Origin of the sequence: Agrococcus sp. SCSIO52902, assembly GCF_022983135.1 — a bacterium.
Taxonomy (GTDB): Bacteria; Actinomycetota; Actinomycetes; order Actinomycetales; family Microbacteriaceae; genus Agrococcus; species Agrococcus sediminis.
Genome location: NZ_CP095269.1, coordinates 179,460 through 204,987 on the forward strand (window position 1 = coordinate 179,460; position 25,528 = coordinate 204,987).

The following is a 25,528-nucleotide window of genomic DNA, read 5'->3' on the forward strand; positions in this document are numbered from 1 at the left end:
TTGAGGTCCTCCCTCCGCTACGTGACGTTCGGGCGCCGGAGCGAGCAGTCCAGCACGCGCACAGCGACCACATTTCCCCAAGCGCGCTGCTTCTGAGCCTCGCGCTCCAAACGAGCACGTACGTCAGCCACACCGCCGCAAGACGCCGCCCTGCCGCGTCGACCGTCAGAGGTCGACCACGACTCTTGGTCGAACCATGCGACGACGTACACACCGTGATCGGTCTGAAAGTCGGCCATGTACCGTTGCACGAGTTGCGTCCCGAGGGATTCGACCACTTTGGGGTTCCAGATGCCTTTAATCTCGCCGGGGATGCGCAGAGTTCCCGTCGACTTTGCGACGTGGTCCGACTGCGCGGCCTCAATTCGAAGGTCGGTCCGTTCGGCCAGCCCGCTCGGCTGGCTTCGGCGCACCTGCACTTCACGGTTGACGACCACACCGCGCGCCGCCAGCCGCTGTTCCAACTCGATCGCAAGGTAGTCGGAGATCTCCTCCTCTGACTTTGGCCTCTTCCCATGGGTGTCCCATAGCAAATACGACGAGGGTGTATCGGCCTGCAGGCGCGCTTGAATCTCATCGAGCGCGCCTAAGGTAGCCGCGAGCAAATCGGAGTCCGACCGCACGACGCGAGCACGACGGCTCTCGGCCAACTGGTCGATCTCGTCGGGAGTGAGCGGCTCCCAGCTCTTTTCGCGCAGCGCGCGTTCGGCGTCGGCAAGGACCCGCGTCAACCAAGACTCGTTCGGGCGCGCCCGGGCGATCCGCTCGGTGGCAACCACCGCGTCACGAGTCCCAATCCCCGCCAGTGCAACGAGCAGTGCATCGCGCCACATTCCGACCGACTCACGAGAGCCGACCGCGTGAACGTCCTCGAACTTAGGGTCGCCCTCTGCGGGGAAGTGATCACATAGCCACAGGTACAGGTCGGCCAGGTCCTGGGGCATGAGTTCCGGAGCGCGGCGATCAAAGGCTTGTGCCCCCGCCAAGAGTGCGGATTCCATGAAGAGTGGGTCGTCTCTCATCAGCGCACTCAACTCCGACCATGAACCAGCCGCGTCATGCCGGAGCAATCGGTATGCGGCATCGTGGGCCCGCACCGGGTTCTCAGTTCGGGAGGAACTCCCCAGCCATGAGCGCAGCACCGGCTTGATTAGTGCCAGGTGCCGTTCGATGAGGAAGTCTAGGATGGGCCGCCGCGTATCGGGGGCCATGGGTCTCGAGAGTCGATCCACGAGTTCTCGCGCCAAGACGTCGGATGACAAGACCTCAAACTCAGTCCTCAGGAAAACGTGGGATTCGTCTGCGATCGCCTTGTCGACCAGTGTCAGCATCGTCTCGCGCAGCTGTTCATCAGCGTGAGGACGAGCTAAGCCGAGCAGCCGCCGCTTGTCCTCCTCACTTGCTCCGTTGGTCGCCGCGGTCCAGTCGATGAGGATCGGAGCCCATTCCCGCCAGGCCCCGGGCGACACATCCTCCAATGCGGCCGGCGCCAGTCGCAGGAGCAATACGAGGGCACGATATCCCGCCTGTGCCGGGTAAGAAACCATGTTCCTGGCTAACCATTCCTTGTGTCTACACTCGCCCTTCTCCAGGTAAGTTCTCGCGGCAATAAGGAAGTCCGACCGCACGGCCTCCGACAGAGTCGCCCAGCGCGGGTGCAGCGTCAGGTCCGGCTGGTGTTCGTCCGTGTAGCTCTGGGTGCCCGGCCGGGCGGTGACCAAGCGAGCCGCGTACCAGAACGCGGACGCATCTCCCGCAACCGCCTTGGCGATCTCTTCAGCGATCCGTGGGTTCACCCACTCGTCGCCGCTCTCGCCTTGTCCGTTGCGCGACAGCTCCCGGCGTCGTCGAGCGTGCTCGCGCCACTGTCCCCGAGCCGCAATGGCCGCCTCGGAGTCAAGCTCGATCGCCGACCGCCAGTATGCGAACAGCGGCGCGGCCGGGTTGTCATCAGGCAGGGAGAGCACGATGCCGCTGTGATCGAACAATTCAGGCTTGTACAGCTCCTGAGCGGCACGGCCCGCGTTGACCTTGAGCGAACCGTCACTTGAGGCGTACAGGTCGAGAAGCCATGCAAGATCGTCGTCGTGAACTAACTCGCCGCCCCGACGCGGTGGCTGGTGGACGATCCCCCAGACCTGCTCCTCCGACGCTTCGCCTAGTAGCAGCCTCGTCACCGCTCGCCGCGTATCGGTGTCCATGCTGATCCGATCATCGAAGGAGTCCGCCGCGCCGAAGGCTGGCAGCAGGTCCTCGATGCGTCTGAGTGCCACTGCGGAGACGACTTCGCGCGCCCGGTCATTGTTGAGATTGAGGACGCACAGCCGGAGGATCGCGCTCGTCAGCTTAGACAGCCGGCTATCGTCCACGCGCGAGATATCGTCCAGCATCCATGCACAGGCGGCTTCCAGATCGGCTTCGCCGAGCCGTTGCGCGAAGTGATCGACGAAGATCGAGTAGACACCGTAATAATTGCGGGGATGCGACGGAGAGAGCACGGAAAACACTGTCTGCGTCGATACCGCGTGCGGCCAGGACGCCATGAGCGCAGCCGCCTCCATCTCCCTGACGTCCAGTTCGGAAGCACGCCCCGTTGCGGATCCGATGAGCGTCACGAGATCGTGGCTGGGCGCACTGGCTGACAAGTAGTGAACCGTCATGGCTGCCGAGGTCCGCAGGGGCGGATCCGCACGGTCGTTGAGCGCGAGTGCGGTCAAATCCGGCAGGGACTCCAGTACCGAGCACTGGCGGGCAATTTGAAGTGCTATGCGGCACTCGTCACCTTGTGCTGCATTCAGGGCGGCCCGCAACTGCTCCCCCAGCCTGGAGTGCTGCAGCCCGGAGTAGTCGATGTCGTAGTGGGCGAAGATTCTCCCCGATTTCGCACCCTGGAGGAGGGTGGCCACGATCTCCTCACGGACGGTCTCCTCGGGCAGGTCAACGCTCCCTAGGAACGCTTCTGGGTCGTGCCGGATGAGATGACGAAACCTTGTCGGCGATAAGCCGACGAGCCAGGCCGCCACCTGGCGTACCCGCGCGTAGATGCGACCATCGTTTGCGACGAGCAGCGACTTCACCTGCCCGTCGTCGAGCTCTTTGTCCAAGATCCACTTTGCGCCGAGGAAATCTGCAAACGTGGCGTGCGACCAGGTCAGGCGGCTCGCGCCGGCACCCGTGAACACGCCCGAACGCAGTGCGCCGTCCACATCGTCCGATGAGACGCCCGCGCTGTCGCGCCCCTGCACCCCAACACACTCGTCTACCGTCAAGTCGTCCGGCACTGCCTCGGCCACCGGTCCCGTCCAGAGCGTCGGGCGACCACTGAAAAGGGATAGCGCGGCGATGCGTTGGGCGGCGTGCATGCGCCGCGCAACTGTCCCGGGTGGCCGGATGCTCCCACCACGCTCCGGATTCATCTCGTCGAGCAAGGCTGCCAGGCCCCGCTCGTATAGTTCTCTTGCAGCTTGCGGCAGACTCCCGTCGGGGCCGATCGAGGAGCGGATGAGCTTCAAGGTGAGTGGCCGAGCGGCAAGCGGCGCAATCCGTGCATGCTCCACCGCCGCAAGAATCTGCTCCGCATCAAGCCCCTCAGAACCGAGGAGCAGGGCGGCGTCGGAGCGTCGCAAAGGAAGCAGTTCGTGGATGTCTACTTCACCGAACCTGTCCTCCAACACGTCTCGCAGAGCGTGAGGCCAATCGGCGGTTCTGCACACGAGGCGGATGAAGAGCCGACGACAGTCCCAGCCAGCTAAGTACTCGCCAAGCAACCTGCCGAGCGTCTCAACCCGGTTCAAGGCCTCATCAAAGCCATCGAGCGTCAGGCAAAGGGTGCCCGATCCCGACTTCCAGGTGGCAATGTTGTCGCTTTCGAAGACGGCGCGAACGAGCCGGTCTTCGCTGGCGTAGGTGCCCAAATCGAAATGCAGTTCCTGCAGGTCCCGCACCTGTGGCCGCAGACTCTGGCCTCCAGCCAGAGCGCTCGTCTTGCCCATGCCGGGCTCGCCGAGCAGGACGACGCATTGCCGGTCGGCCAGCGCACGCGTGCTCATCGCTTCAGCGTTCGCGCGCCATAGCGATGTGGACGCGGGGTCGCTGAGCCAGCCGTCGGAGGTGAGGGAGTAGGACTTGCCCGCGGGCAGCCAGAAGCGGTCCAAGGGCACGATGAAGTTCTTGGCCATACTCACCACCGTTGTCGCGAGTGGTCGAAGTCACTGCGAGTACCACTCAACCCGAGCTCGCGCAGGCAGTGAAACTCCCCGGGCGCGCCTCCGAAAGCACTCGAGTTCTTCAGCACAACGCACTGACCGGCTTCTGTGCTCCCATGCGTCGATGGTATGCCCGGAGAGCCATGCTCAACCTGGAGGAGCCGTTGCTCCGCCGCGAAGCGGCGGTGACCATCACCCGCGCGCAACACGGTGGGCCATATGTTCAGTCTTGTCTCGCGACGATCGAGGTGACGCGCAAGCAGAGCCCCGAGCGCCGTTCCCTCAGTCACCGTCGCTCACACGTTGAAGCGGAACTCCACCACGTCGCCGTCGGCCATCACGTAGTCCTTGCCTTCGATGCGCACGCGGCCGGCGGCCTTCGCGTCGGCCATCGAGCCGGCGGCGTCGAGGTCGGCGAAGGAGACGACCTCTGCCTTGATGAAGCCGCGCTCGAAGTCGGTGTGGATGACGCCGGCGGCCTGCGGAGCGGTCCAGCCCTTGCGGATCGTCCAGGCGCGCGACTCCTTCGGGCCCGCGGTCAGGTAGGTCTGCAGGCCGAGCGTCTCGAAGCCGATGCGGGCGAGCTGGTCGAGGCCCGACTCCTCCTGGCCGAGCGACTGCAGCAGCTCGAGCGCCTCGTCGGGCTCGAGGTCGACGAGCTCCGACTCGACCTTCGCGTCGAGGAAGACGGCCTTGGCCGGCGCGACGAGAGCCTCGAGCTCGGCCCGCTTCGACGCATCCGACAGCACCTCCTCGTCGACGTTGAAGACGAAGAGCACGGGCTTCGCGGTGAGGAGTCCCAGCTCCTTGATGGGCGTCGTGTCGAAGCCCGCCTGCTGGAGGGTGCGGCCCGAGTTCAGGATCTCGTTGGCCTCGACGGCAGCGGCGAGCACCGAGGCGTCGACCTTCTTGCCCTTGACCTCCTTCTCGAGGCGCGGGATCGCCTTCTCGAGGGTCTGCATGTCGGCGAGGATGAGCTCGGTGTTGATCGTCTCCATGTCGGAGGCGGGATTGACCGCGCCCTCGACGTGCACGACGTCGCCGTCGGCGAAGCCACGCACGACCTGCGCGATCGCATCGGCCTCGCGGATGTTGGCGAGGAACTGGTTGCCGAGCCCCTCGCCCTCGCTCGCGCCCTTCACGATGCCGGCGATGTCGACGAACGAGACGGCCGCGGGCAGGATGCGCGCCGAGCCGAAGATCTCGGCGAGGCGCGTCAGGCGCTCATCCGGCAGCTCGACCACCCCGATGTTCGGCTCGATCGTCGCGAACGGGTAGTTCGCCGCGAGCACGGTGTTCTTGGTGAGAGCGTTGAAGAGGGTCGACTTGCCCACGTTGGGGAGTCCGACGATGCCGATCGTGAGTGCCACGACAGATCAGCCTACCGGCGCACGTCCCGCTCCCTTGTTCCCCCCAGGTGAGCGGCGTAGCGTCTGCCGCACCAGCCCCGCGGGCGCATCGCGCGCAGGGCGCAGCGCGTCAGGAGCGACGATGACCCACAACCAGAACGACCCGCACTACGACTCCCGCGACGGCGACCCCGCCTACCACGAGTCGCCGCCGGCCGACAGCGGCTCGGCATCGTCGTTCGACACCCGCCACAACGAGTTCCCGCCCGGAGCCAGCCACGACGGCGCCGCGATCGACCCGAAGACCGGCAAGCCCGTGCACGGCGACGGCACGCCCGTCGAGGCGCCCAGCCATGCCTGGCCGACCGGCCCCGACGCCGAGCAGCCCGAGCAGGTCGACGGCGAGGAGCGCGTCGAGCTCGAGCAGGAGCAGTCGCACTGGTCGGAGGACAACGCACCCCGCGACCAGCACTGAGCGCGGCATGACGGCGCCCGACCGCATCCGCCGCCGCTTCGTGGTGCACGGCAGCGTGCAGGGCGTCGGCTTCCGCATGGCGGCGGCGCACGAGGCCCGGCGCCTCGGCGTCGCCGGCAGCGTGCGCAACCGCGTCGACGGCACGGTCGAGGCGGAGGTCGAGGGCACGGCGGATGCGGTGCGGGCGATGGGCGCGTGGCTCGCGCAGGGCCCGCCCTCGGCCCGCGTCGACCGGGTCGACGCCGCCGAGGCGGAGCCGCGCGGCGACGAGGGCTTCCGCATCGCCTGACCGTCGCCGCGCGGCGCTCGCCCCGGCAGGTCGAAGTGCGCAATCCGACGCGGTTTCCTGCGGCGCCGCTGCGCTGCGCGCGCAACTGGGCGGCTCCTGCTTGCGCGCTGCGCGCATCCGCACCATGATCGAGGCAGCCGCGCGACCCGCGGCACCCCACAGCGCCGTGGGATCCACGGCGCATGCACTCAATGAGGAGAGCCGCCATGAGCGCCATCCCTGAGTTCACGCACGAGCGCGTCCTGACATCCATGGGCGCCCGCAGCGGACTCGTCATCACCGTCGCACTGCACTCGAGCGCGCTGGGCCCGGCGCTCGGCGGATGCCGGATGTGGACCTACCCGACGTGGGCCGACGGGCAGGCGGACGCGCTGCGGCTCTCGGCCGCGATGACGCTGAAGAACGCGGCAGCCGGCCTCGACGCGGGCGGCGGCAAGTCGGTGATCGCGCTGCCGATGGGCACGACGCTCGACGCCGAGCGCCGCCGCGCCGCGCTCCTCGACCTCGGCGACCTCGTCGAGGCGCTCGACGGCCGCTACCGCACCGCCGAGGACGTCGGCACGACCGAGCACGACATGCTCGTCGTGCGCGAGCGCACCGCGCACGTCGTGGGCCTCCCCGCTGAGAACGGCGGCGCCGGCGAGCCCGCGGGCGCGACCGCGCTCGGCGTCTACTCGGCGATCGCGCCGACGCTCGAGGCCGCCTTCGGCTCCGACCGCATCGAGGAGCGCTCGTTCGTGATCTCGGGCCTCGGCCAGGTCGGCGGCCGCCTCGCGCGCATGCTCGCCGGGCACGGCGCGCGACTGTTCGTCACCGACATCGACGACCGCAAGCGCCAGCTCGCCCACGACCTCGGCGCCGAGTGGATCGCGCCCGAGGCTGCGTTGACGACGCCCGCCGACGTGCTCGTGCCCGCCGGCCTCGGCGGCATCCTCACCGACGAGACGATCGACGCGCTGCCGGTGCGGGCCGTCGTCGGCCCTGCCAACAACCCGCTCGCCGACCGCTCCGGCGCCGAGCGGCTCGCGGCGCGCGGCATCGTCTACGCGCCCGACTTCGTCGTGAACGCCGGCGGCGTCATCCACCTCGAGGGCATGGGGCACGGCATGGAGTGGCCCGCGATCGCCGAGCGCCTCACCGGCATCGGCGACACCGTGCGCGGCGTGCTCGCGAGCGCGAGCGATCGGGGCATCACGCCGCTCGCCGCGGCCGAGGCGCTCGCCGCCGAGCGCATCGACGCGGCGCGCGCCTCCGCCCACGCCATGCACGTCGGCGTCTGAGACGACGGGACCAGGAGGCGGCGGTGCGCGAGGCGCCCGCCGCCCCTGCCGTGGCGCGCCCGGCCATGGCGCGAGTAGCGTCGGCGCTGCGCGGCACCGTCGCCGGGCAGACAGGAGGCACGCCATGCACGACGACCGGAAGCCGGCCGACCCGCACGAGGAGGCCGTCGTCGACGAGACCGACGGCGAGCAGAGCGCGGAGCGGCACGTCGAGGAGCCCGACCCGTCGATCGGCGAGAGCGCCAAGGAGAACCCTGCCGAGGGCTACGACCCCGAGCAGCCGCACGGCGTCTGAGCGACGAGCGGCAGGGGCCGCCGTGCGTCGCGCACGGCCTCCTGTCGCTACTTCGCTAGTTGACAGATCGACTAGCGTCTGCTCCACTGAGGCCGTGATCCTCTCCCGCATCATCCTCGGGCTGCTCGACCTGGCCCCGATGACCGGCGCTGACCTCAAGCGGCACTTCGACACCACGGTCAACCACTTCTGGTCGGCCGACAAGGCGCAGATCTACCGCACCCTCGGCACGATCGTCGACGACGGGCACGCGACCGTCACCGTGGTGCCGGGCACCAACACCCCCGACCGGCTCGAGCACCACCTCACGCCCGCCGGCCGCGAGGCGCTCCACGACTGGCTGCGCTCCGACCTCGACCGGCAGCCCGAGCGCGAGGCGTTCCTCGCCCGCGTCTTCCTCGCCGACGCGCTCGACGACGACGAGCTGAGCGCCCTCATCGAGCAGCGCCGCGCCCTCGCCCTCGCGCGCCGGGGCGAGTTCGAGGCCATCCGCGACGCCATGCCCGAGCCCGCGACGCGCGCCGAGCACCTCCGCTTCGCCACGCTCGACCACGGGCTCCGGCACGTGCAGGTCGAGCTCGACTGGCTCGACGCCCTCGAGGAGCAGCTGCCGTGACCGCCTTCCCCGAGGTCCACCCGCCCGCCATGCCCAGCGAGCATCCGCCCGTCGTGCTCATCCACGGCGGCAACGTCGCCAACTGGATGTGGGAGCCGCAGCTGCCCGCCGTCGCCGACCGGCTCGCGCTCACGCCCGACCTGCCCGGCTTCGGCGCCCGCGCCGCCGAGGACTGGCCGGGCCTCGCCGGCGCCGCCGACGACGTCGCCGAGCGGATCCGCGCGCTCGCGGGTGAGCGGCGCGTCGACGTGGTCGGCCTGTCGCTCGGCGGTGCCGTCGCGCTGCACCTCGCCGCCCGGCACCCGGAGCTCGTGCGCTCGGTGCTCGTGAGCGGCGCCGCGGCCGTGCCGCTCCCCCGCCAGACCCGCCTCGCCGCGCGCGCGCAGCTCGCGCTGTGGGGCATGCGCTGGAGCTGGCGCGCCCAGGCGGCCGTCTACGGCATGCCGAAGGAGGCGCGCCGCGCGTTCGTCGAGCACGGCGTCACCCTCCGGCAGGACAACGCGCGGGCGATGCTCGACGAGGTCTTCAGCGGCACGCTGCCGCAGGACCTCCGGGACTACTCGGGGCGGATGCTCGCGGTCGTCGGCGAGAAGGACCACGCGGTCATGCGCGCCTCCCTCGACCGCATCCAGATGGCGGTCCCGCACGCGGAGACCCGCACCGCACCCGGCGTGCACCACGTGTGGAGCATCGAGGACGTCGAGCACTTCAACGCCATGGTCGTCGCGTGGCTGCAGGGGCGCATCGACGGGTGGCTGCGCGAGCCGGAGCTCGTGCACCTCTGAGGCGGTCGGCCGCAGTCAGCGCGCCCGCGTCAGCCGGCCGCCTCCGCGGGCCAGCGCACGGCGCCGTCGACGGCGACGGCCGACTCGCTCACCGGGTGCGGGCGCAGCGAGCCGTCGTGCATGAGGTGCAGCGGCTCGGCGCCGTGCAGCACCGCCGCGACGTCGGCGACGACGCGCCGGTGGCAGCGCCACCACACCGCCTCCGAGCACATGACCGCGACGCGGCGCTCCTCGGCCTCGGCGAGCACTTCGGCGAGGGCCGCCGCGAAGTCGTCGGAGCGCGTCCACGCCGCGTAGGCGCGGAACGCGGCGACCCGCCACCACGCATCCGGTGACGCGGCGTCCTCCGCGGCGGTCAGCCGCCGCCGGCCGCCCAGCCGCTCCTCCCAGCGCCAGCCGATGCCGCCCGCGGCGAGCTCGCCCTCGATCGCGTCGCGCGACGCCGCCGGGTTGGCCCGGCTGCCCGGGAAGCGGCGGATGTCGACGACGAGCTCGACGCCGGCGCCGCCCAGCAGGGAGCGGAGCCCGTCGCCGTCGAGCCGGCCGTGGCCGACGGTGAGCAGGGTGGCGGCTATCGCTGCTCCTGGAGCCCCAGCTCGATCAGCTCGGTGATGAGGTCGCCGTACGCGATGCCCGTCGCCTCCCAGACGACGGGGAACATCGAGATCGACGTGAAGCCGGGCATGGTGTTGATCTCGTTGACGACGATGCCGTGCTCGGGCGAGACGAAGAAGTCGACGCGGGCGAGCCCGGCGCCCTCGATCGCCTCGAACGCGCGGATCGCGGTCGTCTGCAGCGCGGCGAGCGTCTCGTCGTCGACCGCGGCGGGGCAGACGACGCGGGCGCCCTCGCCGCCGCGGTACTTGAGGTCGAAGTCGTAGAAGCGGCCCTCGTCGAGCTCGATCTCGCCCGGCAGCGACGCGCGCGGCATCGCGCCGGCGCGGCCCGCGAGCACGCCCAGCTCGATCTCGCGCCCCGTGACGCCCGCCTCGACGAGCGCGCGCGTGTCCTCGGCGAGCGCCGTCTCCATCGCGCGGTCGAACTCGAGCACCGAGGCGACGCGGCTCACGCCCACCGAGGAGCCCGCGCGGGCCGGCTTGACGAACACCGGCATCGGGAAGTCGCCGAGCCGCGCGCGCACCGCGTCGGGGTCGCGCGCCCAGTCGGCGCGCGAGATCGTCATCCACGGCGCGACGCGGATGCCCGCGTGCTCGAGCACGGTCTTGGTGAAGTGCTTGTCCATGCCGACGGCGCTCGCGAGCACCCCGTTGCCGACGTACGGCAGCCCCGCCAGCTCGAGCGCGCCCTGCACGGTGCCGTCCTCGCCGAACGGGCCGTGCAGGATCGGGAAGACGATGTCGACCGGCACGGTGCGGATGCCGGAGGCGTCCTCGACGGTGAGGGTGCGCTCCCCCGCGACCTGCGGCAGCCGCACGCGGGTGCCGTTGTCGGCGACGACGGGCATCGCCTCGAGCGTCAGCTCGGCCGGGTCGCCTTCCCACAGCGTCCAGGCGCCGTCGGGCGCGATGCCGACGACGATCGGCTCGAACCGCTCGCGGTCGAGGTGGCGCAGCACGCTGCCGGCGGTCGCGCACGAGATGCTGTGCTCGCTCGAGCGGCCGCCGAACAGCAGCGCGACGCGGGTCTTCGTGGGGGTCTCGGGCACCGTCACTCCTCGATCGGCTCGTCGTCGGTCGTCAGGTGGGGGGCGATGTCGCGCGGGTCCATGGCGCCGTCGAGCACCAGGCGCACCTGCTCGAGGATCGGCATCCGCACGCCCTTCGCGGCCGCGAGCTGCGCGACCGGGTCGACGGAGGCGAGGCCCTCGGCCACCTGCTCCATGCGGGCGATCACGTCGGTGCGCGAGTAGCCCATGCCGAGCAGGCGCCCGGCGGTGAAGTTGCGCGACAGCGGCGAGCCGCACGTGGCGATGAGGTCGCCGAGCCCTGCCAGCCCGCTCATCGTCTGCGGCTCGGCGCCGTGCGCGACCGCGAAGTCGGTCACCTCGGCGAGGCCGCGCGTGATGATCGACGCCTTCGTGTTCTCGCCGTAGCCGACGCCGTCGACGATGCCGATCGCGAGCGCCACGAGGTTCTTCAGCACGCCGCCGAACTCGGTGCCGATCACGTCGGTGTTGATGAACGAGTGGAAGTAGTCGTTGCGCGCCCGCTTCGCCACCTCGCGCGCCGTCATCGGGCTCGACGAGGCGACGACCGCCGCGGTCGGGTGCTCCTGCGCGATCTCGAGCGCGAGGTTCGGCCCCGAGACGACCGCGATGCGGCCGGCGTCGATCTGCAGCTCCTCGGCGATGACCTCGCTCATCCGCAGCCGCGTGCCCGCCTCGACGCCCTTCATGAGGCTCACGACGGGCGCGTCGTCGCGGATCGCGCCGCCGTGCTCGCGCAGCAGCTGGCGCAGCTGCTGGCTCGGCACGGCGAGGTAGACCTGGGATGGCTCGGCGAGCGCCTCGCGCACGTCGCTCGTCGCGTGCAGGGACGCCGGCAGCGTGATGCCCGGCAGGTAGCGGGTGTTGCGGCGCGACTCGTCGATCTCGCGCGCCGCCTCGGGGCGCCGCGCCCACAGCACCGTCTCGGCGCCGCCGTCGGCGAGCGCCTTCGCGAACGTCGTGCCCCAGCTGCCGGCGCCGAGGACGGCGGCGTCAACCATCCGTGCGCCGCTCGTCGTCCGTGCCCGGGCGCTCCGGCGCATCCGGCCCCGCCTCGAAGCGCCCGATCTCGGACTGCCCGTACTGCGACGGGTCGTAGCGCACCGCCGGGGGCTGCTCGCCCCGCAGCTCGCCGAGCAGCCCGGCGATCGCGCCCATGACGCGGTCGGTCGCGGCCGTCATCGACGCCTGGTCGGTGCGGCCCTCGAAGTCGCTGAGGTCGACCGGCGGGCCGAAGAGGATCTCGATGTGCTTGCGCGGGAACGGGTGGAGGCGCTTGCCGTAGCGCGGCAGCAGGTGCTGCGTGCCCCAGTGCGCCGCGGGGATGAGCGGCACGCCGGCCTCGAGCGCCATGCGCACCGCCCCCGTCTTGCCGCGCATCGGCCAGAGGTTCGGCTCGCGCGTGAGCGAGCCCTCGGGGTAGATGATGACGCCCTGCTCCTCGCGCACGAGGGTGCGCGCCGCCTGCATCGGCTCGCCGTGCGGCGAGCGGCCCGCGCGCTCCACGGGGATCTGCCCGGCCGCTCGCAGGATGCTGCCGATCACCGGGATCTCGAACAGGCTCGCCTTCGCCATGAAGCGCGGCACGCGGCCCAACTTCCACACCGCGACCGCCATGATCACGGGATCGATCTCGCTGAAGTGGTTGGGCGAGAGCACGAACGCGCCCCTGGCGGGCACGTGCTCGTGCCCGCGGATGCGCAGCTTCGCCATGCCTGCCACCGCGGGGAGGACGAGCGCGGCGAGCCCGAGGTAGACGGGGCTGCGCTCCGACTTCGGCGGGATGCCGGGCAGCGCCATCAGCCCTCCACGTCGAAGTCCGCGCCGAGGGTCTCCAGCTTCTCGATGAAGCGCTCGTACCCGCGGGCGATGATCCCGACGTTGGAGATGCGGCTCGTGCCCTCGGCCGTCAGCGCCGCCACGAGGTGGCTGAAGCCGCCGCGCAGGTCGGGCACCACGACGTCGGCGCCGTGCAGCTCGACGGGGCCGGCGATCACGGCGGAGTGCTGGTAGTTGCGGGCGCCGAAGCGGCACGCGTGGCTGCCGAGGCAGTCGGTGTGGATCTGGATGCGCGCACCCATCTCGACGAGCGCCTCGGTGAAGCCGAAGCGCTGCTCGTAGACGGTCTCGTGCACGATCGAGATGCCGTTCGCCTTCGTCAGCGCCACGACGAGCGGCTGCTGCCAGTCCGTCATGAAGCCGGGGTGCACATCCGTCTCGACCACGACGGGCTTCAGGTCGCCGCCCGGGTGCCAGAAGCGGATGCCGTCGTCCTCGATCTCGAAGGCGCCGCCGGCCTTGCGGAACACGTTGAGGAACGTCGTCATCTCGGGCTGCCGGGCGCCCTCGAGGAACACGTCGCCGCCGGTCGCGAGCGCCGCGCACGCCCAGGATGCCGTCTCGTTGCGGTCGAAGAGCGCGGTGTGGCTGTAGCCGACGAGGCGGTCGACGCCCTCGATGCGGATCGTGCGGTCGGTGTCGACCTGGATCTCGGCACCCATCTTCTGCAGGATCGCGATGAGGTCGAGGATCTCGGGCTCGACGGCCGCGTTCTTCAGCTCGGTGCGGCCGCGGGCGCGCACCGCGCCCAGCAGCACCTGCTCGGTCGCGCCGACCGACGGGTACGGCAGCTCGATCTTCGCGCCGTGCAGGCCGTTCGGGGCGGTCATGCGGATGCCGCTCGGCAGCTTCTCGACGACCGCGCCGAAGGTGCGCAGCACCTCGAGGTGGAAGTCGATCGGCCGGTCGCCGATGTGGCAGCCGCCGAGGTCGGGGATGAACGCCTCGCCCAGCTGGTGCAGGAGCGGCCCGCAGAAGAGGATCGGGATGCGGCTGGAGCCGGCGTGCGCGTTGATCGACGTCTCGTGGGCCGTGCGCACGTTCGCCGGGTCGAGGCGCAGCGTGTCGCCGTCGCGCTCGACGCTGACGCCGTGCAGCTCGAGGAGGCCCTGCACGACGCGCACGTCGCTGATCTCGGGCACGCTGCGCAGCTCGCTCGGCGACTCGCCGAGCAGCGCGGCGACCATCGCCTTCGTGACGAGGTTCTTCGCGCCCTTCATCTGGATGCGACCCTGCAGGGGCTTGCCGCCGCGCACCGTGATGCGGTCGACGTTCATCCCGACGGCGGCGCCGGCGCTCTTGCTGAACTCGGTCAGGTTCACTCAGGTTCCTTCGCTCACAGGCTGGGTCGTGGGCATCCACGACGGCCGCTTGGCTTCGAACGCGGAGATCGCGTCCTCGTCTCGGAGGGTCAGGGCGATGTCGTCGAGGCCTTCGAGCAGGCGCCAGCGAGTGTAGTCGTCGATCTGGAAGTCGTGCGCGACGCCGCCGGCGGTCGCGGTGCGCGCCTCGAGGTCGACGTCGACCGTCGCGCCCGGGCTCGCCTTCGCGACGGCCCAGAGGGCCTCCATCGACTCCTCCGAGATCTGCCCGACGAGCAGCCCCTGCTTGCCGGCGTTGCCGCGGAAGATCTCGCCGAAGCGCGGGCCGAGCACAGCCGTGATGCCGAAGTCGCGCAGCGCCCACACCGCGTGCTCGCGGCTCGAGCCGGTGCCGAAGTCGTGGCCGACGACGAGGATGCCGCCGTCGCGGTACGGCACCTGGTTGAGCACGAACGACGGATCCTGCCGCCACGAGTGGAAGAGCGCGTCGTCGTAGCCGGTCTTCGTGACCCGCTTCAGGAAGACGGCGGGGATGATCTGGTCGGTGTCGACGTTCGACCGCTCGAGCGGGATGATCGGGCCGGTCAGCGTGCTGATCTTCTCCATCTCAGACCTCCTCCTGCTCGCGCACCAGATCCCACGGGCTCGAGAGCGTGCCGCGGATCGCGGTCGCGGCGGCCACGAGCGGCGACACGAGGTGCGTGCGGCCGCCCTTGCCCTGCCGGCCCTCGAAGTTGCGGTTCGAGGTCGAGGCGCAGCGCTCCCCCGGCGCGAGCTGGTCGGGGTTCATTCCGAGGCACATCGAGCAGCCCGCGAAGCGCCACTCGGCGCCGAAGTCGGTGAAGACCTTGTCGAGCCCGGCGGCCTCGGCCTCGAGGCGCACCCGGGCCGAGCCCGGCACGACCATGACGCGCACGCCATCCGCTTTCTTGTGGCCGCGCAGGATGTCGGCGGCGGCCGTGAGGTCCTCCATGCGCGAGTTCGTGCAGGAGCCGATGAAGACGGTGTCGACCGGGATGTCCTTGAGGCGCGTGCCCGGCGCGAGGTCCATGTACTCGAGCGCGCGCTCGGCGGCGGCGCGGTCGGTCGGGTCGGCGAACGACGACGGGTCGGGCACCTCGCCCGAGAGCGAGGCGCCCTGGCCGGGGTTCGTGCCCCACGTGACGAAGGGCTCGAGCTCGGATGCGTCGATGGTGATCTCGTTGTCGAAGACGGCGTCGTCGTCGGTCGGGAGGGTGCGCCAGTACTCGAGCGCCGCGTCCCAGTCGGCGCCCTTCGGCGCGTGCGGCTTGTCCTTGACGTACGCGAAGGTCGTCTCGTCGGGCGCGACCATGCCCGCGCGGGCGCCGGCCTCGATCGACATGTTGCAGATCGTCATGCGGCCCTCGATCGAGAGGGCGCGGATGGCGCTGCCGCGGTACTCGAAGACGTAGCCGGCGCCGCCGCCGGTGCCGATCTTCGCGATCACCGCGAGGATGATGTCCTTCGCCGTCACGCCCGGGCGCAGCTCGCCCTCGACGTTGATCGCCATGGTCTTGAAGGGCTTGAGCGGCAGCGTCTGCGTGGCCATGACGTGCTCGACCTCGCTCGTGCCGATGCCGAACGCCATCGCGCCGAACGCGCCGTGCGTCGAGGTGTGCGAGTCGCCGCACACGACCGTCACGCCCGGCAGGGTCAGGCCCAGCTGCGGGCCGACGAGGTGCACGATGCCCTGCTCCTTGTCGCCGAGCGAGTGGATGCGCACGCCGAACTCGGCGGCGTTGTGGCGCAGCGTCTCGATCTGCTTGCGGCTCGTCGGGTCCTGGATGGGCTTGTCGATGTCGAGCGTCGGGGTGTTGTGGTCCTCGGTCGCGACCGTGAGGTCGGTGCGGCGCAGGCCCCTGCCGGCCTGGCGGAGGCCGTCGAACGCCTGCGGGCTCGTGACCTCGTGCACGAGGTGGAGGTCGATGTAGATGAGGTCGGGCGCGCCGTCCTCACCGCGCACCACGACGTGGTCGTCCCACACCTTCTCTGCGAGCGTCCTGCCCATCTCTCCCCCTTGCGGCCGTCTGTCGAGTCTACGGCCAGCACCGATCCGACGCCGAGCTGGGCGGCGTGCGCGCGGGCCCGCGGTGCGTATCCTGAGCGCGAGAGCCGCTGGAGGACCCATGCCGATCGCTGACGCAGCCGTCTGGGCCGACGGCGCCCGCGTGCCGGACGTGCCCGTCGAGCGGATGCTCGAGACGGCGGCCGAGCGGGGCGGGTTCGCGTGGTTCGACCTGGTCGATCCGAGCGAGGACGAGCTGCTCGCCGCGGCCCGCGAGCTCGAGCTGCACCGCCTCGTCCTGGAGGACGTGCTGCAGCGGGGCCAGCGCCCGAAGCTCGAGCCCTACGACGGCGTCACCTACTGCGTGCTGCACCGCGTCGAGCAGGTGGGCGACGCGCTGGTGCCGCGCGAGGTGCACGCGATCGTCGCCGAGCGCTGCGCGATCACCGTCTCCTGGGATCGGCCGGAGGGGCTCGCCGACATCCGCGACCGGCTGCAGGAGGGCCTCGAGCTGCTCGACACCACGCCCGCGACGCTGCTCTACGCGCTGCTCGACGAGACCGCCGACCAGCACGCCGACCTCGCCGACGCGCTGCGCCAGCGCATCGCCGAGATCGAGGAGGCGTTCTTCAGCGAGCAGGAGCCGGCGACCGTCGAGGTCTACCTGTCGCTGCGCCGCATGGTGACGCTCGAGCGGGCGGCCGAGCCGATGAGCGGCATCATCGAGCGGAGCGCCGCCCGGCTGTCGCAGACCGACGCCGAGCTGCGGCGGCACCTGCGCGACGTCGACGACCACGCCCGCCAGACCGCCGCCCGGCTCGACGGCGCGCAGCGCCTGCTCACCTCGCTGCTGCAGCTCGCGTCCGCGCGCGTCGCCGAGCGCCAGAACGACGAGATCCGGGCGATGACCGAGCAGCAGATCGTGCAGAACGACCAGACGAAGAAGGTCACCTCGTGGGCCGCGATCCTCTTCGCGCCCACGCTCATCGCCGGCATCTACGGGATGAACTTCCGGCACCTGCCAGAGCTCGAGTGGCTGCTCGGCTACCCCTTCGCCCTGCTGCTGATGCTCGCGTTCGCGGGTGTGCTCTACGTGGTCTTCAAGGCGCGGCACTGGCTCTAGCCACGGGCCGCGGCGGCCGACACGATGGACGCATGAGCGCCTCCACCGCCAACCCGCCCGTCACCGTCGCCGTGAGCGGCGGCGCCGGCCAGATCGCCTACCAGCTGCTGTTCCGCATCGCCGCGGGCGACATGCTCGGGGCCGACCAGCCGGTGCGGCTGCGCATCCTCGAGATCCCCGACGCGCTGCCGGCGCTCGAGGGAGTGGTGATGGAGCTCCAGGACGCGGCCTTCCCGCTGCTGGCCTCGATCGACACGACGGCGGATGCGCCGGTCGCGTTCGAGGGCGCCGACCACGCGCTGCTCGTGGGCGCGAGGCCGCGGGGCAAGGGAATGGAGCGCAGCGACCTGCTCGCCGCCAACGGCGCCATCTTCCAGGCGCAGGGACGCGCCATCCAGGACCGCGCGAGCGACCGCATCCGCATCACCGTCACCGGCAACCCGGCCAACACCAACGCGCTGATCGCGGCCGCGGCGGCGCCCGACATCCCGCGCGAGCGCTTCTCGGCGCTCACCCGGCTCGACCACAACCGGGCCGTCGCGCAGCTCGCGGCGAAGACGGGCGCCGCCGTCGGCGACATCCGCCGCATGATCGTCTGGGGCAACCACTCCACCACGCAGGTGCCCGACGTCACCCACGCGCTCGTCGCCGGGGAGCCCGCGACCGACCTCGTCGAGCGCGAGTGGGTGCGCGACGAGTTCGTGCCGACCGTCGCGAACCGCGGGGCCGCGGTGATCGCGGCGCGCGGCGCGTCGTCGGCGGCCTCGGCCGCGTCGGCGACCGTCGACCACGTGCGGTCGTGGGCGCTCGGCACGCCCGACGGCGACTGGACCTCGATGTCGGTCGTGTCGCGCGGCGACTACGGCGTGCCCGAGGGCCTCGTCTCGTCGTTCCCGGTCACCGCGGCAGGCGGCGACTGGTCGATCGTCGAGGGCCTCGAGCTCGACGCGGATGTCGCGGCGCAGCTGCGCGCTTCCGTCGCCGAGCTCGAGGAGGAGCGCGACCAGGTGCGCGTGCTCGGGCTGCTCGGCTGACGCTCGGCTGCCGTCACCGATCGAGAAGCATCCAGGAGGCGGTGACGGCTCGAGGAGCGTCCGTCCTCGAGCCGTCGCCGATCCTCATCCCGTGACGGGCGCTGCGCCTCAGCCCAGGATGTCGCCGAGCCAGCCGCGGCTGCCGCGCTGGCGCTGGTCGCCGTAGCGGGGGTCGTAGCGCTGGTCGCCGTAGGGCTGGCGCTGCTGCTGACCGCCGGTGCGCTGCTGCACGGTGCGGAGCACCTTGTCGGCGATCTTCCCGACGGTGTCGCTCGACCCCTGCTGGCCGTAGCCCTGGCCGTAGCCGGGCTGCTGCTGGCCGTAGGGCTGGTGCTGGGCCTGCGCCGCGTGCGGCTGCTGCTCGGCCGACCGCTCGATGAGCTTGTCGAGCTCGCCGCGGTCGAGCCAGATGCCGCGGCACTCGGGGCAGTAGTCGATCTCGATGCCGCTGCGCTCGCTCATCACCAGGGTCGTCGCGTCGTTGGGGCACTGCATGTCGGTCTCCTCTCGTCGACCGGGAGAGCATGGCGGATGCGCCTGTGCGGCACCGATGGACGGCCGCGCGGTGGCCGCGCCGCCGCGCGTCAGCCGGCCAGCCTCCGCGCGGGCCGCCCCTGCGCCAGCACGAGTGCGATCGTGTCGAGCGTGCGCACCGGCTGGTGCACCACGTCGCCGTAGCCGAACCGCAGCCACCGGCCTCCGGCCGCGGTGATCGCCGCGTTGCGCCGGCGGTCCTTCGCCGCCTGCTTCGGCTCGTCGTGCCACTGCGCGCCATCGGCCTCCACGTACAGCCAGCCGTCGATGAGCAGGTCGCTGCGCCCGCCACCCGGTGCCGGCACCTGCGACTCGACCGTCCAGCCTCGATCCCGGCACGGCACGCGCAGCAGCGACTCGAGGCCCGACTCGGCCGCGGCATCGAGCCGCCGCCGCCACGGCCCGCAGCGCTGCGGGAGCATCCCGAAGAGGCGATCGAGGTCGCCGTCGTCGATGAGCCCCTGGTGCAGCGCGCTGTCGATCGACGCGATCGCGTGCTCTCGCTCGACGCGCACCGCGTGCTGCGCGAGCGCGTCGACGATGCTGACTCGCCACGGCTGCGCGTCGCGCTCGAATCGCACCCACAGTCGCGTGCCGACAGTCGCGGCCGGCACGCCGGTGGTGGGGGTCGTCGCGATCTGCAGCGGCGGGACCTCGGTCACCCACACGCCGTAGGTCGCGAGCGCGCTCGCGCCGCCGACAGCGCCGCCGGCGGCGAGCGCCGTGCGGATCGCCGGCATCGCGTCGGGCAGCACGAGCCAGGAGCGCGTCGCCGCGTCGGCGACCCCGGCGTCGACCGCGGCGCGCATGGCGCGGTGCGAGTGCCCGAGCGCGCGCAGCGCCGTGCGTGTCGTGGCGCCGCCCGCGGCGAGCAGATCGAGTCGGAGGTCGCGCATGGCGGGAGTCTGGCGCGACTGGCTCGCCCTCGTGCGGGCGGCCGGCCGGACTGTGGAGACGGATGCGGGGTGAGGGCGGATGCGCGGCGGGCGGTCGGGCGAGCCCGTCACGAGCAGAGGAGGCGGCACGAGATGAGGAGGGTCGATCCTCCGCTCGTGCGCAACTCCGAGATGCTCCTCGATCCGTCGCGCAAGCGGCCGAGGGTTGTCCCGCCTCGGCCGCCGTCGTATGCTCGTGTCAATAATCGAAGCGCGTGTTCAGATATAGAACACGAGGCGAGCAGACGATGATGTCCGTCATCCCCACACAGGAGTGAGGAAGCCCGTGCAGTTCCACCACCACGGCTACGTGTCCACCGACCCGCGCGTGCAGCCGGCCGCAGGCATCGGGCTCGCCCGCCCGGCAGACCTGCCGGACGAGGTCGACGTGCTGATCGTGGGCTCCGGCCCCGCGGGCATGATCGCCGCCGCACAGCTCGCGCAGTTCCCCGACGTCAACGTGCGCATCATCGAGCGCCGGCCGGGCCGGCTCGAGATCGGGCAGGCCGACGGCATCCAGGCGCGCAGCGTCGAGACCTTCCAGGCGTTCGGCTTCGCCGAGCGCATCACCGCCGAGGCGTACCGCATCACCGAGATGGCGTTCTGGGGCCCCGACCCGGAGGATCCCTCGCGCATCGTGAAGACCTCCGCGCCCGAGGACGACCCGACCGGCATCAGCGAGTTCCCGCACCTCATCGTCAACCAGGCGCGCGTGCTCGACTACTTCGCCGAGGCGGCGCGCAACGCGCCGGGCCGCGTCACCCCCGACTACGGCTACGAGTTCCGCGGCCTCGAGGTGACGCAGGAGGGCGAGCACCCCGTGCGCGTCGCCGTCGCCCGCACGGCCGGCGACCGGACGGGCGAGGAGCGCGTCATCCGTGCCAAGTACGTGATCGGCGCCGACGGCGCGCGCAGCGGCGTGCGCGCCGCGATCGGCTGCACGCTCGCCGGCCAGTCGGCGAACCACGCCTGGGGCGTCATGGACGTGCTGGCCGTGACCGACTTCCCCGACATCCGCACCAAGTGCGCGATCCAGTCGAGCACGGGCGGCAACATCCTGCTCATCCCCCGCGAGGGCGGCTACCTCTTCCGCATGTACGTCGACCTCGGCGAGGTGCCCGAGGACGACCACGGCCGCGTGCGCCAGACCCCCATGGAGGAGGTCATCCGCCGCGCGAACGCGATCATCGCCCCGTACACGCTCGACGTGCGCAACATCGCCTGGAGCAGCATCTACGAGGTCGGGCACCGCATCACCGACCGCTTCGACGACGTGAAGCCCGACGAGCGCGGCACGCGCACGCCGCGCGTCTTCATCACCGGCGACGCGTGCCACACCCACAGCGCGAAGGCCGGCCAGGGCATGAACGTCTCGATGCAGGACGGCTTCAACATCGGCTGGAAGCTCGGCCACGTGCTCGACGGCCGCGCCCCCGAGAGCCTGCTCGACACGTACTCGCTCGAGCGCCAGGTGGTCGCGCAGAACCTCATCGACTTCGACAAGGAGTGGTCGACGCTCATGGCGAAGCCCGCGAGCGAGCTCGGCAGCCCGCAGGAGGTCGCCGAGTTCTACACGCGGACGATGGAGTTCCCGGCCGGGTTCATGACGGAGTACGCGCCGTCGCAGATCGTCGCCGAGGCCCTTCACCAGGAGCTCGCGACGGGCTTCCCCGTCGGCAAGCGCTTCAAGTCGGCGCGCGTCGTGAAGGTCGCCGACACCAACCCGGTGCAGCTCGGCCACTTCCACACCGCCGACGGCCGCTACCGCCTCTACGCCTTCGCCGACCGGCCGGCCGCCGGCGAGGCCTCGGCGATGACGGCGCTCGCCGAGTGGCTGGAGCAGTCGCCCGACTCCCCCATCCGCGTGCACACCCCTGAGGGCCGCGACTCGAGCGCGATCATCGACGTGAAGGCCGTCTACCAGCAGGGCCACCACGACTTCCACCTCGGCCAGGTGCCGGATGCGTTCAAGCCGGTCGTGGGACCGTTCGAGCTCGTGAACCTCGAGAACGTCTACGCGACGCTCCCCGACGACGACATCTTCGACATCCGCGGCATCTCGCGCGACGGCGCGATCGTCGTCGTGCGGCCCGACCAGTACGTGGGCGCCGTGCTGCCGCTGACGGCGACCGACGAGCTCGCGGAGTACTTCCGCGGCGCGCTGCTGCCGGCGGTGCGCCAGCCCGCCTGAGCGGCGGCGGCTCCAGCGCCCCTCGGCCCTCGGCCCTCGGGTCGAGGGGCGCTGCGCATCCGCGGCCGGGAACGACGAAGAGCCCCGGTCCGAGGACCGGGGCTCTTCTCACTGTGACCCCAGCGGGATTCGAACCCGCGTTACCGCCGTGAGAGGGCGGCGTACTAGGCCGCTATACGATGGGGCCGGCGCTGCTGGTCTTGCGATTGCAACCTGGATAGTGTGCCACACGATCCGGCGCCGCGCAAAATCCGCCGCCGTCGGGGCGTCGAGCGCGCCCGATCAGCGCGGCCGGAGCACCCGCAGGGCGCCGGGCATGATGCTGCAGCGCACGGGCAGCCGGCCCACGATCTCGCCATCGGCGCACACGATCACCGTCTCGTCGCTCGCGAGCTCGGCCGTCTCGCAGTCGACGACCGTCACGCGGCGGTCGCGCGTGTGCGTGCCGCGCAGCACGCGCGCGAGCAGTCGCAGGAACGACGGGTAGGAGAGCTCGTCGGCGAAGACCGCCGTGAGTCGGCCGTCGCGCATCGACGAGTCGGGCGCGATCGGGATGCCGCCGCCGAACGTGCGGTTGTTGGCGATCGCCGCGACCAGGGTGCGCCAGGTGCGCTCGGGGCCGCCGTCGAGGCGGACGCGGAACGTGCGGTGCCGCGGCCGCAGCACCGTCGCGAGGATCGCGGCCTGGTAGCGGATGCGGCTCGGCACGCCCGTCAGCCGGAACGAGCGCACGTTGACGTCGGCGTCGAACCCGACCGAGACGACGCCGGCGGCGAGCGCGACCCCGTCGGGGTGCTCGATGCGGATGAGGTCGACGCGATCAGGGTCGGCCGCGAGCGCCGCCTCGAGCCCGTCGATCGCCACCTGCGCGGACGCGACGCCCATCGCCGACGCGAAGTCGTTGCCGCTGCCCGCGGGCACCACCAGCAGGGGCTTCGACGTGCCGCCGACGATGTTGACCCCGAGGTGCACCATGCCGTCGCCGCCGACGACGACCAGCGCATCCGCCGCGATCATCGCGAAGCGCGACTGCTCGAGCTGGCCGGCGTAGTCGGCCGCTGCGATGTGGGTCACCTCGTGGCGGAGGTCGGCGATGCGGGCGGCGACGAGCGCGCCGACGGCACCGCTGCGGCCGAAGCGGGCGGCGGGGTTGGAGGCGACCACGATGCGCACAGGGTGAGCCTAGGGGCGGGCGGGGTGGGCGGCTCGCGGGGGTGGTCTCGACTCGCGGCCTGCGGCCGCGGCTCGACCGGCGGAGAGGGGCGCGGCTCGACCAGCGGAGAGGGGCGCGGCTCGACCAGCGGAGGAGAGGTCGCGGCTCGACCAGCGGAGGGGGCCGCGCCTAGGGTGGTCGGCATGCGAGTGACCAAGCGAGAGCACGCCTGCATGATCCTCGACGACGAGGGGCAGCAGCTCGTCATCGACCCGGGCAACCAGAGCGGTGCTGTCACGGCGCCGGGGCTCGTGGCGATCGTGATCACCCACGAGCACGCCGACCACTGGGATGCCGAGCACCTCGAGGCGCTCCGCGCCGCGCACCCCGGCGTGCCGATCTACGGCCCCGAGGGCGTCGCGCAGGCGGCTGAGGGCTTCGACGTCTCGGTCGTCCACGCCGGCGAGCGCGTGACGGCCGGCCCGTTCCGGCTGCGCTTCTTCGGCGGCGAGCACGCCGTCATCCACCGCTCGATCCCGGTGGTCGACAACCTGGGCGTGCTCGTCAACGAGCGCTTCTACTACCCGGGCGACTCCTACGCCGTGCCCGACGTGCCCGTCGCGCTGCTCGCGGCGCCGGCCGGCGCGCCGTGGCTGAAGATCGGCGACGTGATGGACTTCGTCGTCGAGGTGGCGCCGCGCGCGACCTTCGCCGTGCACGACGCGCCGCTGTCGGAGATGGGCCTCGGCATGGCGCACGCGCGCATCGAGGGCGCCGTCAGCCAGGGCGGCGGCGAGCACCACCGCCTGGGCGTCGGCGACTCCGTCGAGGTCTGACGCCCGACGGGCGCCGCCCGCTATCTGAACGCGCTGTTCTATGCTTGCAACAGCGCGTCCGAGCGGATGCGGTGATGGGAGCGGGCGACGATGCCGACGGATGCCGCGACCACGACCCCGCGCAGCGAGACGAGCGGCTCGCAGACCCTCTCGCGGGGCCTGACCGCGCTCTCGCTGCTCGCCGACCACGGCAGCCAGTCGATCCAGTCGCTCGCCGACCGCCTCGGCGTGCACCGCTCGGTCGCCTACCGGCTCGTGCGCACCCTCGAGGAGCACCGCCTCGTCGTGCGCGACGCGGGCGGCATGCTCTCGCTCGGCCCGCAGCTCGTCGTGCTCGCCCGCGACGTCGAGCACGACCTGCAGTCGGCCTCCCTCCCCCACCTGCAGCACCTCGCCGACGAGCTCGGCATGACGGCGTTCCTCGCCGTCCGCGACGGGGACGACGCCGTGACCCTCGTGACGGCCGTGCCCCGCGGCGTCAACGCATCCGTCGCCCAGCACCCGGGGCACCGGCACCCGATCGCGCTCGGCGCGCCCGGCATCGCGCTGCAGGCGATGCTCGACGACGCCACCTGGCGCGCGCTCGGCCACGACGGGCCCATGCACCCGGAGGTCGAGCGGGTGCGCTCGCGCGGCTTCGCGGTGAGCGCCAATGAGGTGATCGAGGGCATCACGTCGGTCGGCGCACCCATCCGCAGCCGCGGCACGACGGATGCGTCGGTGGCGGTGGTCACGGTCGGCCAGCCCGACACGGAGGCGCTCGGCGCCGCCGTGCAGCGGGTCGCCCGCGCCATCGAGGCCGACCTCCGCTAGCGCCCCGTGGACCTGCTCTCGTTCGTCGTCGCGCTCGCGGCCGTGCTCATCGGCGCCGTCGGGCAGCGCATGATCGGCATGGGCTGGGGCCTCGTCGTCACGCCGGCCGTCGCGCTCGTGGCAGGCCCGCTCGCCGCCGTGCTCGTCGTGAACCTCTACGGCGCCATCGCCTGCCTCATCATCCTGCCGCGGGTCTGGCGCGACATCGACTGGCGGCGGCTGCTCTGGATCGCGATCCCCGCGCTCGCCGTGATGGTGCCCGGCATGCTGCTGGCGAAGGGCCTCGACACCGATCTGCTGCGCGTGGCCGTCGGCACCATCGCGGTGCTCGGCGTGCTCGTGGCGGTCGCGTTCACCAGCGCGACGCGCACGCACGATGGTCCGGCGCTGCGGGTGGCCTCGGGCACCGCGATCGGCCTGCTGAACGCGAGCGTCGGCATGGGGGCTCCGGCGGTCGGCGCCTACTCGCTGCTGTCCGGCTGGCAGGACCGCACCTTCGTCGCGACGATGCAGCCCTTCTGGGTGCTCATCAGCGGCGCGGTCGTCGCGGTGCGTCCGCTGGTCGCCCCCGAGGGATCGCCCGAGTGGCCGCTGTGGGCGTGGCTCGCGCTCGCGCTGCCGGTGGTCGCGGGCGTGCTGCTCGGCGACCGCCTCGCGCACCTGGTGAACCCGACCGTCGTGCGATGGACGATCATCGCGCTGTCGGTGCTCGGCGGCGGCGCGCTCATCGTGACCGGCACGCTGGGGCTGCTGGGCTGAGGC

Annotated in this window: 24 protein-coding genes and 1 tRNA gene; 12 read left to right on the forward strand and 13 right to left on the reverse strand. The window is 71.6% G+C overall.

The genetic code is table 11. The annotated features are described in order from the left end of the window. Positions 1-17: 17 nt before the first annotated feature. Complete coding sequence (locus tag MU522_RS00900) at positions 18-4,178, reverse strand: hypothetical protein (RefSeq protein WP_246991808.1); 4,161 nt, start codon at positions 4,176-4,178, stop codon at positions 18-20. Between the two features lie 323 nt (positions 4,179-4,501). Then, on the reverse strand, positions 4,502-5,575 hold the full coding sequence (gene ychF, locus MU522_RS00905; RefSeq protein ID WP_246991818.1) for a redox-regulated ATPase YchF: 1,074 nt from the start codon (positions 5,573-5,575) through the stop codon (positions 4,502-4,504). Positions 5,576-5,696: 121 nt separating this feature from the next. On the opposite strand from ychF, the gene MU522_RS00910 reads away from it, so the two are divergent. From MU522_RS00910 to MU522_RS00935, 6 genes are all read left to right on the forward strand, one after another. Continuing rightward, complete coding sequence (locus tag MU522_RS00910) at positions 5,697-6,029, forward strand: hypothetical protein (protein ID WP_246991820.1); 333 nt, start codon at positions 5,697-5,699, stop codon at positions 6,027-6,029. A gap of 7 nt (positions 6,030-6,036) precedes the next feature. Further along, positions 6,037-6,318, forward strand: a complete 282-nt coding sequence (locus MU522_RS00915) for an acylphosphatase (protein ID WP_246991822.1) — start codon at positions 6,037-6,039, stop codon at positions 6,316-6,318. A 206-nt stretch (positions 6,319-6,524) separates the two neighbouring features. After that, positions 6,525-7,598, forward strand: coding sequence for a Glu/Leu/Phe/Val dehydrogenase dimerization domain-containing protein (locus MU522_RS00920; RefSeq protein ID WP_246991824.1), 1,074 nt, complete (start codon positions 6,525-6,527; stop codon positions 7,596-7,598). A gap of 124 nt (positions 7,599-7,722) precedes the next feature. Further along, positions 7,723-7,893: a hypothetical protein gene (locus MU522_RS00925; protein WP_246991826.1), complete on the forward strand. Its 171-nt coding sequence runs from the start codon at positions 7,723-7,725 to the stop codon at positions 7,891-7,893. 94 nt (positions 7,894-7,987) lie between these two features. Beyond that, positions 7,988-8,509 (forward strand): PadR family transcriptional regulator, encoded by a 522-nt coding sequence (locus MU522_RS00930; RefSeq protein ID WP_246991828.1) that lies wholly within the window; start codon positions 7,988-7,990, stop codon positions 8,507-8,509. Further along, on the forward strand, positions 8,506-9,294 hold the full coding sequence (locus MU522_RS00935; protein ID WP_246991830.1) for an alpha/beta fold hydrolase: 789 nt from the start codon (positions 8,506-8,508) through the stop codon (positions 9,292-9,294). The genes MU522_RS00930 and MU522_RS00935 overlap by 4 nt, the downstream gene beginning before the upstream one ends. Positions 9,295-9,323: 29 nt before the next feature. On the opposite strand, the gene MU522_RS00940 is transcribed toward MU522_RS00935, so the two are convergent. From MU522_RS00940 to leuC, 7 genes are read right to left on the reverse strand one after another with little or no spacing between them, the layout of a single operon-like run. Continuing rightward, positions 9,324-9,941 carry a DUF488 domain-containing protein gene (locus MU522_RS00940; RefSeq protein WP_246993379.1) on the reverse strand — a complete coding sequence of 206 codons (618 nt, stop codon included), beginning with the start codon at positions 9,939-9,941 and terminating at the stop codon, positions 9,324-9,326. Further along, complete coding sequence (locus MU522_RS00945; RefSeq protein ID WP_246991832.1) at positions 9,866-10,960, reverse strand: D-alanine--D-alanine ligase family protein; 1,095 nt, start codon at positions 10,958-10,960, stop codon at positions 9,866-9,868. The genes MU522_RS00940 and MU522_RS00945 overlap by 76 nt, the downstream gene beginning before the upstream one ends. 2 nt (positions 10,961-10,962) lie before the next feature. Then, positions 10,963-11,961 carry an NAD(P)H-dependent glycerol-3-phosphate dehydrogenase gene (locus tag MU522_RS00950; protein WP_246991833.1) on the reverse strand — a complete coding sequence of 333 codons (999 nt, stop codon included), beginning with the start codon at positions 11,959-11,961 and terminating at the stop codon, positions 10,963-10,965. Then, a complete protein-coding gene (locus MU522_RS00955) occupies positions 11,954-12,760 on the reverse strand; it encodes a lysophospholipid acyltransferase family protein (protein WP_246991835.1) in 807 nt (268 codons plus the stop codon). Before MU522_RS00955 ends, MU522_RS00950 begins: the two co-directional genes overlap by 8 nt. Then, complete coding sequence (murA, locus tag MU522_RS00960; protein ID WP_128188886.1) at positions 12,760-14,076, reverse strand: UDP-N-acetylglucosamine 1-carboxyvinyltransferase; 1,317 nt, start codon at positions 14,074-14,076, stop codon at positions 12,760-12,762. Before murA ends, MU522_RS00955 begins: the two co-directional genes overlap by 1 nt. 45 nt (positions 14,077-14,121) lie before the next feature. Next, positions 14,122-14,727 carry a 3-isopropylmalate dehydratase small subunit gene (leuD, locus tag MU522_RS00965; RefSeq protein WP_146356563.1) on the reverse strand — a complete coding sequence of 202 codons (606 nt, stop codon included), beginning with the start codon at positions 14,725-14,727 and terminating at the stop codon, positions 14,122-14,124. A gap of 1 nt (position 14,728) precedes the next feature. After that, positions 14,729-16,150, reverse strand: a complete 1,422-nt coding sequence (gene leuC, locus MU522_RS00970; RefSeq protein WP_246991837.1) for a 3-isopropylmalate dehydratase large subunit — start codon at positions 16,148-16,150, stop codon at positions 14,729-14,731. Between the two features lie 118 nt (positions 16,151-16,268). Between leuC and MU522_RS00975 the strand changes: the two genes are divergently transcribed. Continuing rightward, a complete protein-coding gene (locus MU522_RS00975) occupies positions 16,269-17,270 on the forward strand; it encodes a CorA family divalent cation transporter (protein ID WP_246991839.1) in 1,002 nt (333 codons plus the stop codon). A gap of 32 nt (positions 17,271-17,302) precedes the next feature. Continuing rightward, the gene (locus MU522_RS00980; protein WP_246991841.1) at positions 17,303-18,304 is read left to right on the forward strand and encodes a malate dehydrogenase; all 1,002 of its coding nucleotides are present in this window, start codon (positions 17,303-17,305) and stop codon (positions 18,302-18,304) included. Between the two features lie 108 nt (positions 18,305-18,412). Here the strand turns inward: MU522_RS00980 and MU522_RS00985 are convergent, their stop codons facing one another. Continuing rightward, positions 18,413-18,799: a zf-TFIIB domain-containing protein gene (locus MU522_RS00985; protein ID WP_246991843.1), complete on the reverse strand. Its 387-nt coding sequence runs from the start codon at positions 18,797-18,799 to the stop codon at positions 18,413-18,415. A gap of 89 nt (positions 18,800-18,888) precedes the next feature. Continuing rightward, positions 18,889-19,734, reverse strand: a complete 846-nt coding sequence (locus tag MU522_RS00990; RefSeq protein ID WP_246991844.1) for a DUF559 domain-containing protein — start codon at positions 19,732-19,734, stop codon at positions 18,889-18,891. Positions 19,735-20,059: 325 nt separating this feature from the next. Here MU522_RS00990 and MU522_RS00995 point away from each other — a divergent pair, with 325 nt between their 5' ends. Next, entirely contained in the window at positions 20,060-21,964 is a 1,905-nt protein-coding gene (locus MU522_RS00995) for an FAD-binding monooxygenase (RefSeq protein ID WP_246991846.1), read from the forward strand. Positions 21,965-22,078: 114 nt separating this feature from the next. Here MU522_RS00995 and MU522_RS01000 read toward each other — a convergent pair. After that, positions 22,079-22,151: transfer RNA gene (locus MU522_RS01000), tRNA-Glu, on the reverse strand. A gap of 95 nt (positions 22,152-22,246) precedes the next feature. Beyond that, on the reverse strand, positions 22,247-23,137 hold the full coding sequence (locus MU522_RS01005; RefSeq protein ID WP_246991848.1) for a diacylglycerol kinase family protein: 891 nt from the start codon (positions 23,135-23,137) through the stop codon (positions 22,247-22,249). A gap of 183 nt (positions 23,138-23,320) precedes the next feature. Between MU522_RS01005 and MU522_RS01010 the strand changes: the two genes are divergently transcribed. From MU522_RS01010 to MU522_RS01020, 3 genes are all read left to right on the forward strand, one after another. Continuing rightward, a complete protein-coding gene (locus MU522_RS01010; RefSeq protein WP_246991851.1) occupies positions 23,321-23,953 on the forward strand; it encodes an MBL fold metallo-hydrolase in 633 nt (210 codons plus the stop codon). A 90-nt stretch (positions 23,954-24,043) separates the two neighbouring features. Then, a complete protein-coding gene (locus MU522_RS01015) occupies positions 24,044-24,766 on the forward strand; it encodes a helix-turn-helix domain-containing protein (protein WP_246991853.1) in 723 nt (240 codons plus the stop codon). A 6-nt stretch (positions 24,767-24,772) separates the two neighbouring features. Continuing rightward, the gene (locus MU522_RS01020; RefSeq protein WP_246991855.1) at positions 24,773-25,525 is read left to right on the forward strand and encodes a sulfite exporter TauE/SafE family protein; all 753 of its coding nucleotides are present in this window, start codon (positions 24,773-24,775) and stop codon (positions 25,523-25,525) included. The last annotated feature ends 3 nt before the right edge of the window (positions 25,526-25,528 follow it).

Bases quoted from the DNA above. Each gene is read 5' to 3' on its own strand.
- MU522_RS00915 (WP_246991822.1), top strand. From the start codon at position 6,037: ATGACGGCGCCCGACCGCATCCGCCGCCGCTTCGTGGTGCACGGCAGC.
- MU522_RS00950 (WP_246991833.1), bottom strand. From the start codon at position 11,961: ATGGTTGACGCCGCCGTCCTCGGCGCCGGCAGCTGGGGCACGACGTTC.
- MU522_RS01010 (WP_246991851.1), top strand. From the start codon at position 23,321: ATGCGAGTGACCAAGCGAGAGCACGCCTGCATGATCCTCGACGACGAG.
- MU522_RS00955 (WP_246991835.1), bottom strand. From the start codon at position 12,760: ATGGCGCTGCCCGGCATCCCGCCGAAGTCGGAGCGCAGCCCCGTCTAC.
- leuD (WP_146356563.1), bottom strand. From the start codon at position 14,727: ATGGAGAAGATCAGCACGCTGACCGGCCCGATCATCCCGCTCGAGCGG.
- murA (WP_128188886.1), bottom strand. From the start codon at position 14,076: ATGAACGTCGACCGCATCACGGTGCGCGGCGGCAAGCCCCTGCAGGGT.
- MU522_RS00980 (WP_246991841.1), top strand. From the start codon at position 17,303: ATGAGCGCCTCCACCGCCAACCCGCCCGTCACCGTCGCCGTGAGCGGC.
- MU522_RS00975 (WP_246991839.1), top strand. From the start codon at position 16,269: ATGCCGATCGCTGACGCAGCCGTCTGGGCCGACGGCGCCCGCGTGCCG.
- MU522_RS00990 (WP_246991844.1), bottom strand. From the start codon at position 19,734: ATGCGCGACCTCCGACTCGATCTGCTCGCCGCGGGCGGCGCCACGACA.
- MU522_RS00920 (WP_246991824.1), top strand. From the start codon at position 6,525: ATGAGCGCCATCCCTGAGTTCACGCACGAGCGCGTCCTGACATCCATG.
- MU522_RS00925 (WP_246991826.1), top strand. From the start codon at position 7,723: ATGCACGACGACCGGAAGCCGGCCGACCCGCACGAGGAGGCCGTCGTC.
- leuC (WP_246991837.1), bottom strand. From the start codon at position 16,150: ATGGGCAGGACGCTCGCAGAGAAGGTGTGGGACGACCACGTCGTGGTG.
- MU522_RS00985 (WP_246991843.1), bottom strand. From the start codon at position 18,799: ATGCAGTGCCCCAACGACGCGACGACCCTGGTGATGAGCGAGCGCAGC.
- MU522_RS01015 (WP_246991853.1), top strand. From the start codon at position 24,044: ATGCCGACGGATGCCGCGACCACGACCCCGCGCAGCGAGACGAGCGGC.
- MU522_RS00910 (WP_246991820.1), top strand. From the start codon at position 5,697: ATGACCCACAACCAGAACGACCCGCACTACGACTCCCGCGACGGCGAC.
- MU522_RS00900 (WP_246991808.1), bottom strand. From the start codon at position 4,178: ATGGCCAAGAACTTCATCGTGCCCTTGGACCGCTTCTGGCTGCCCGCG.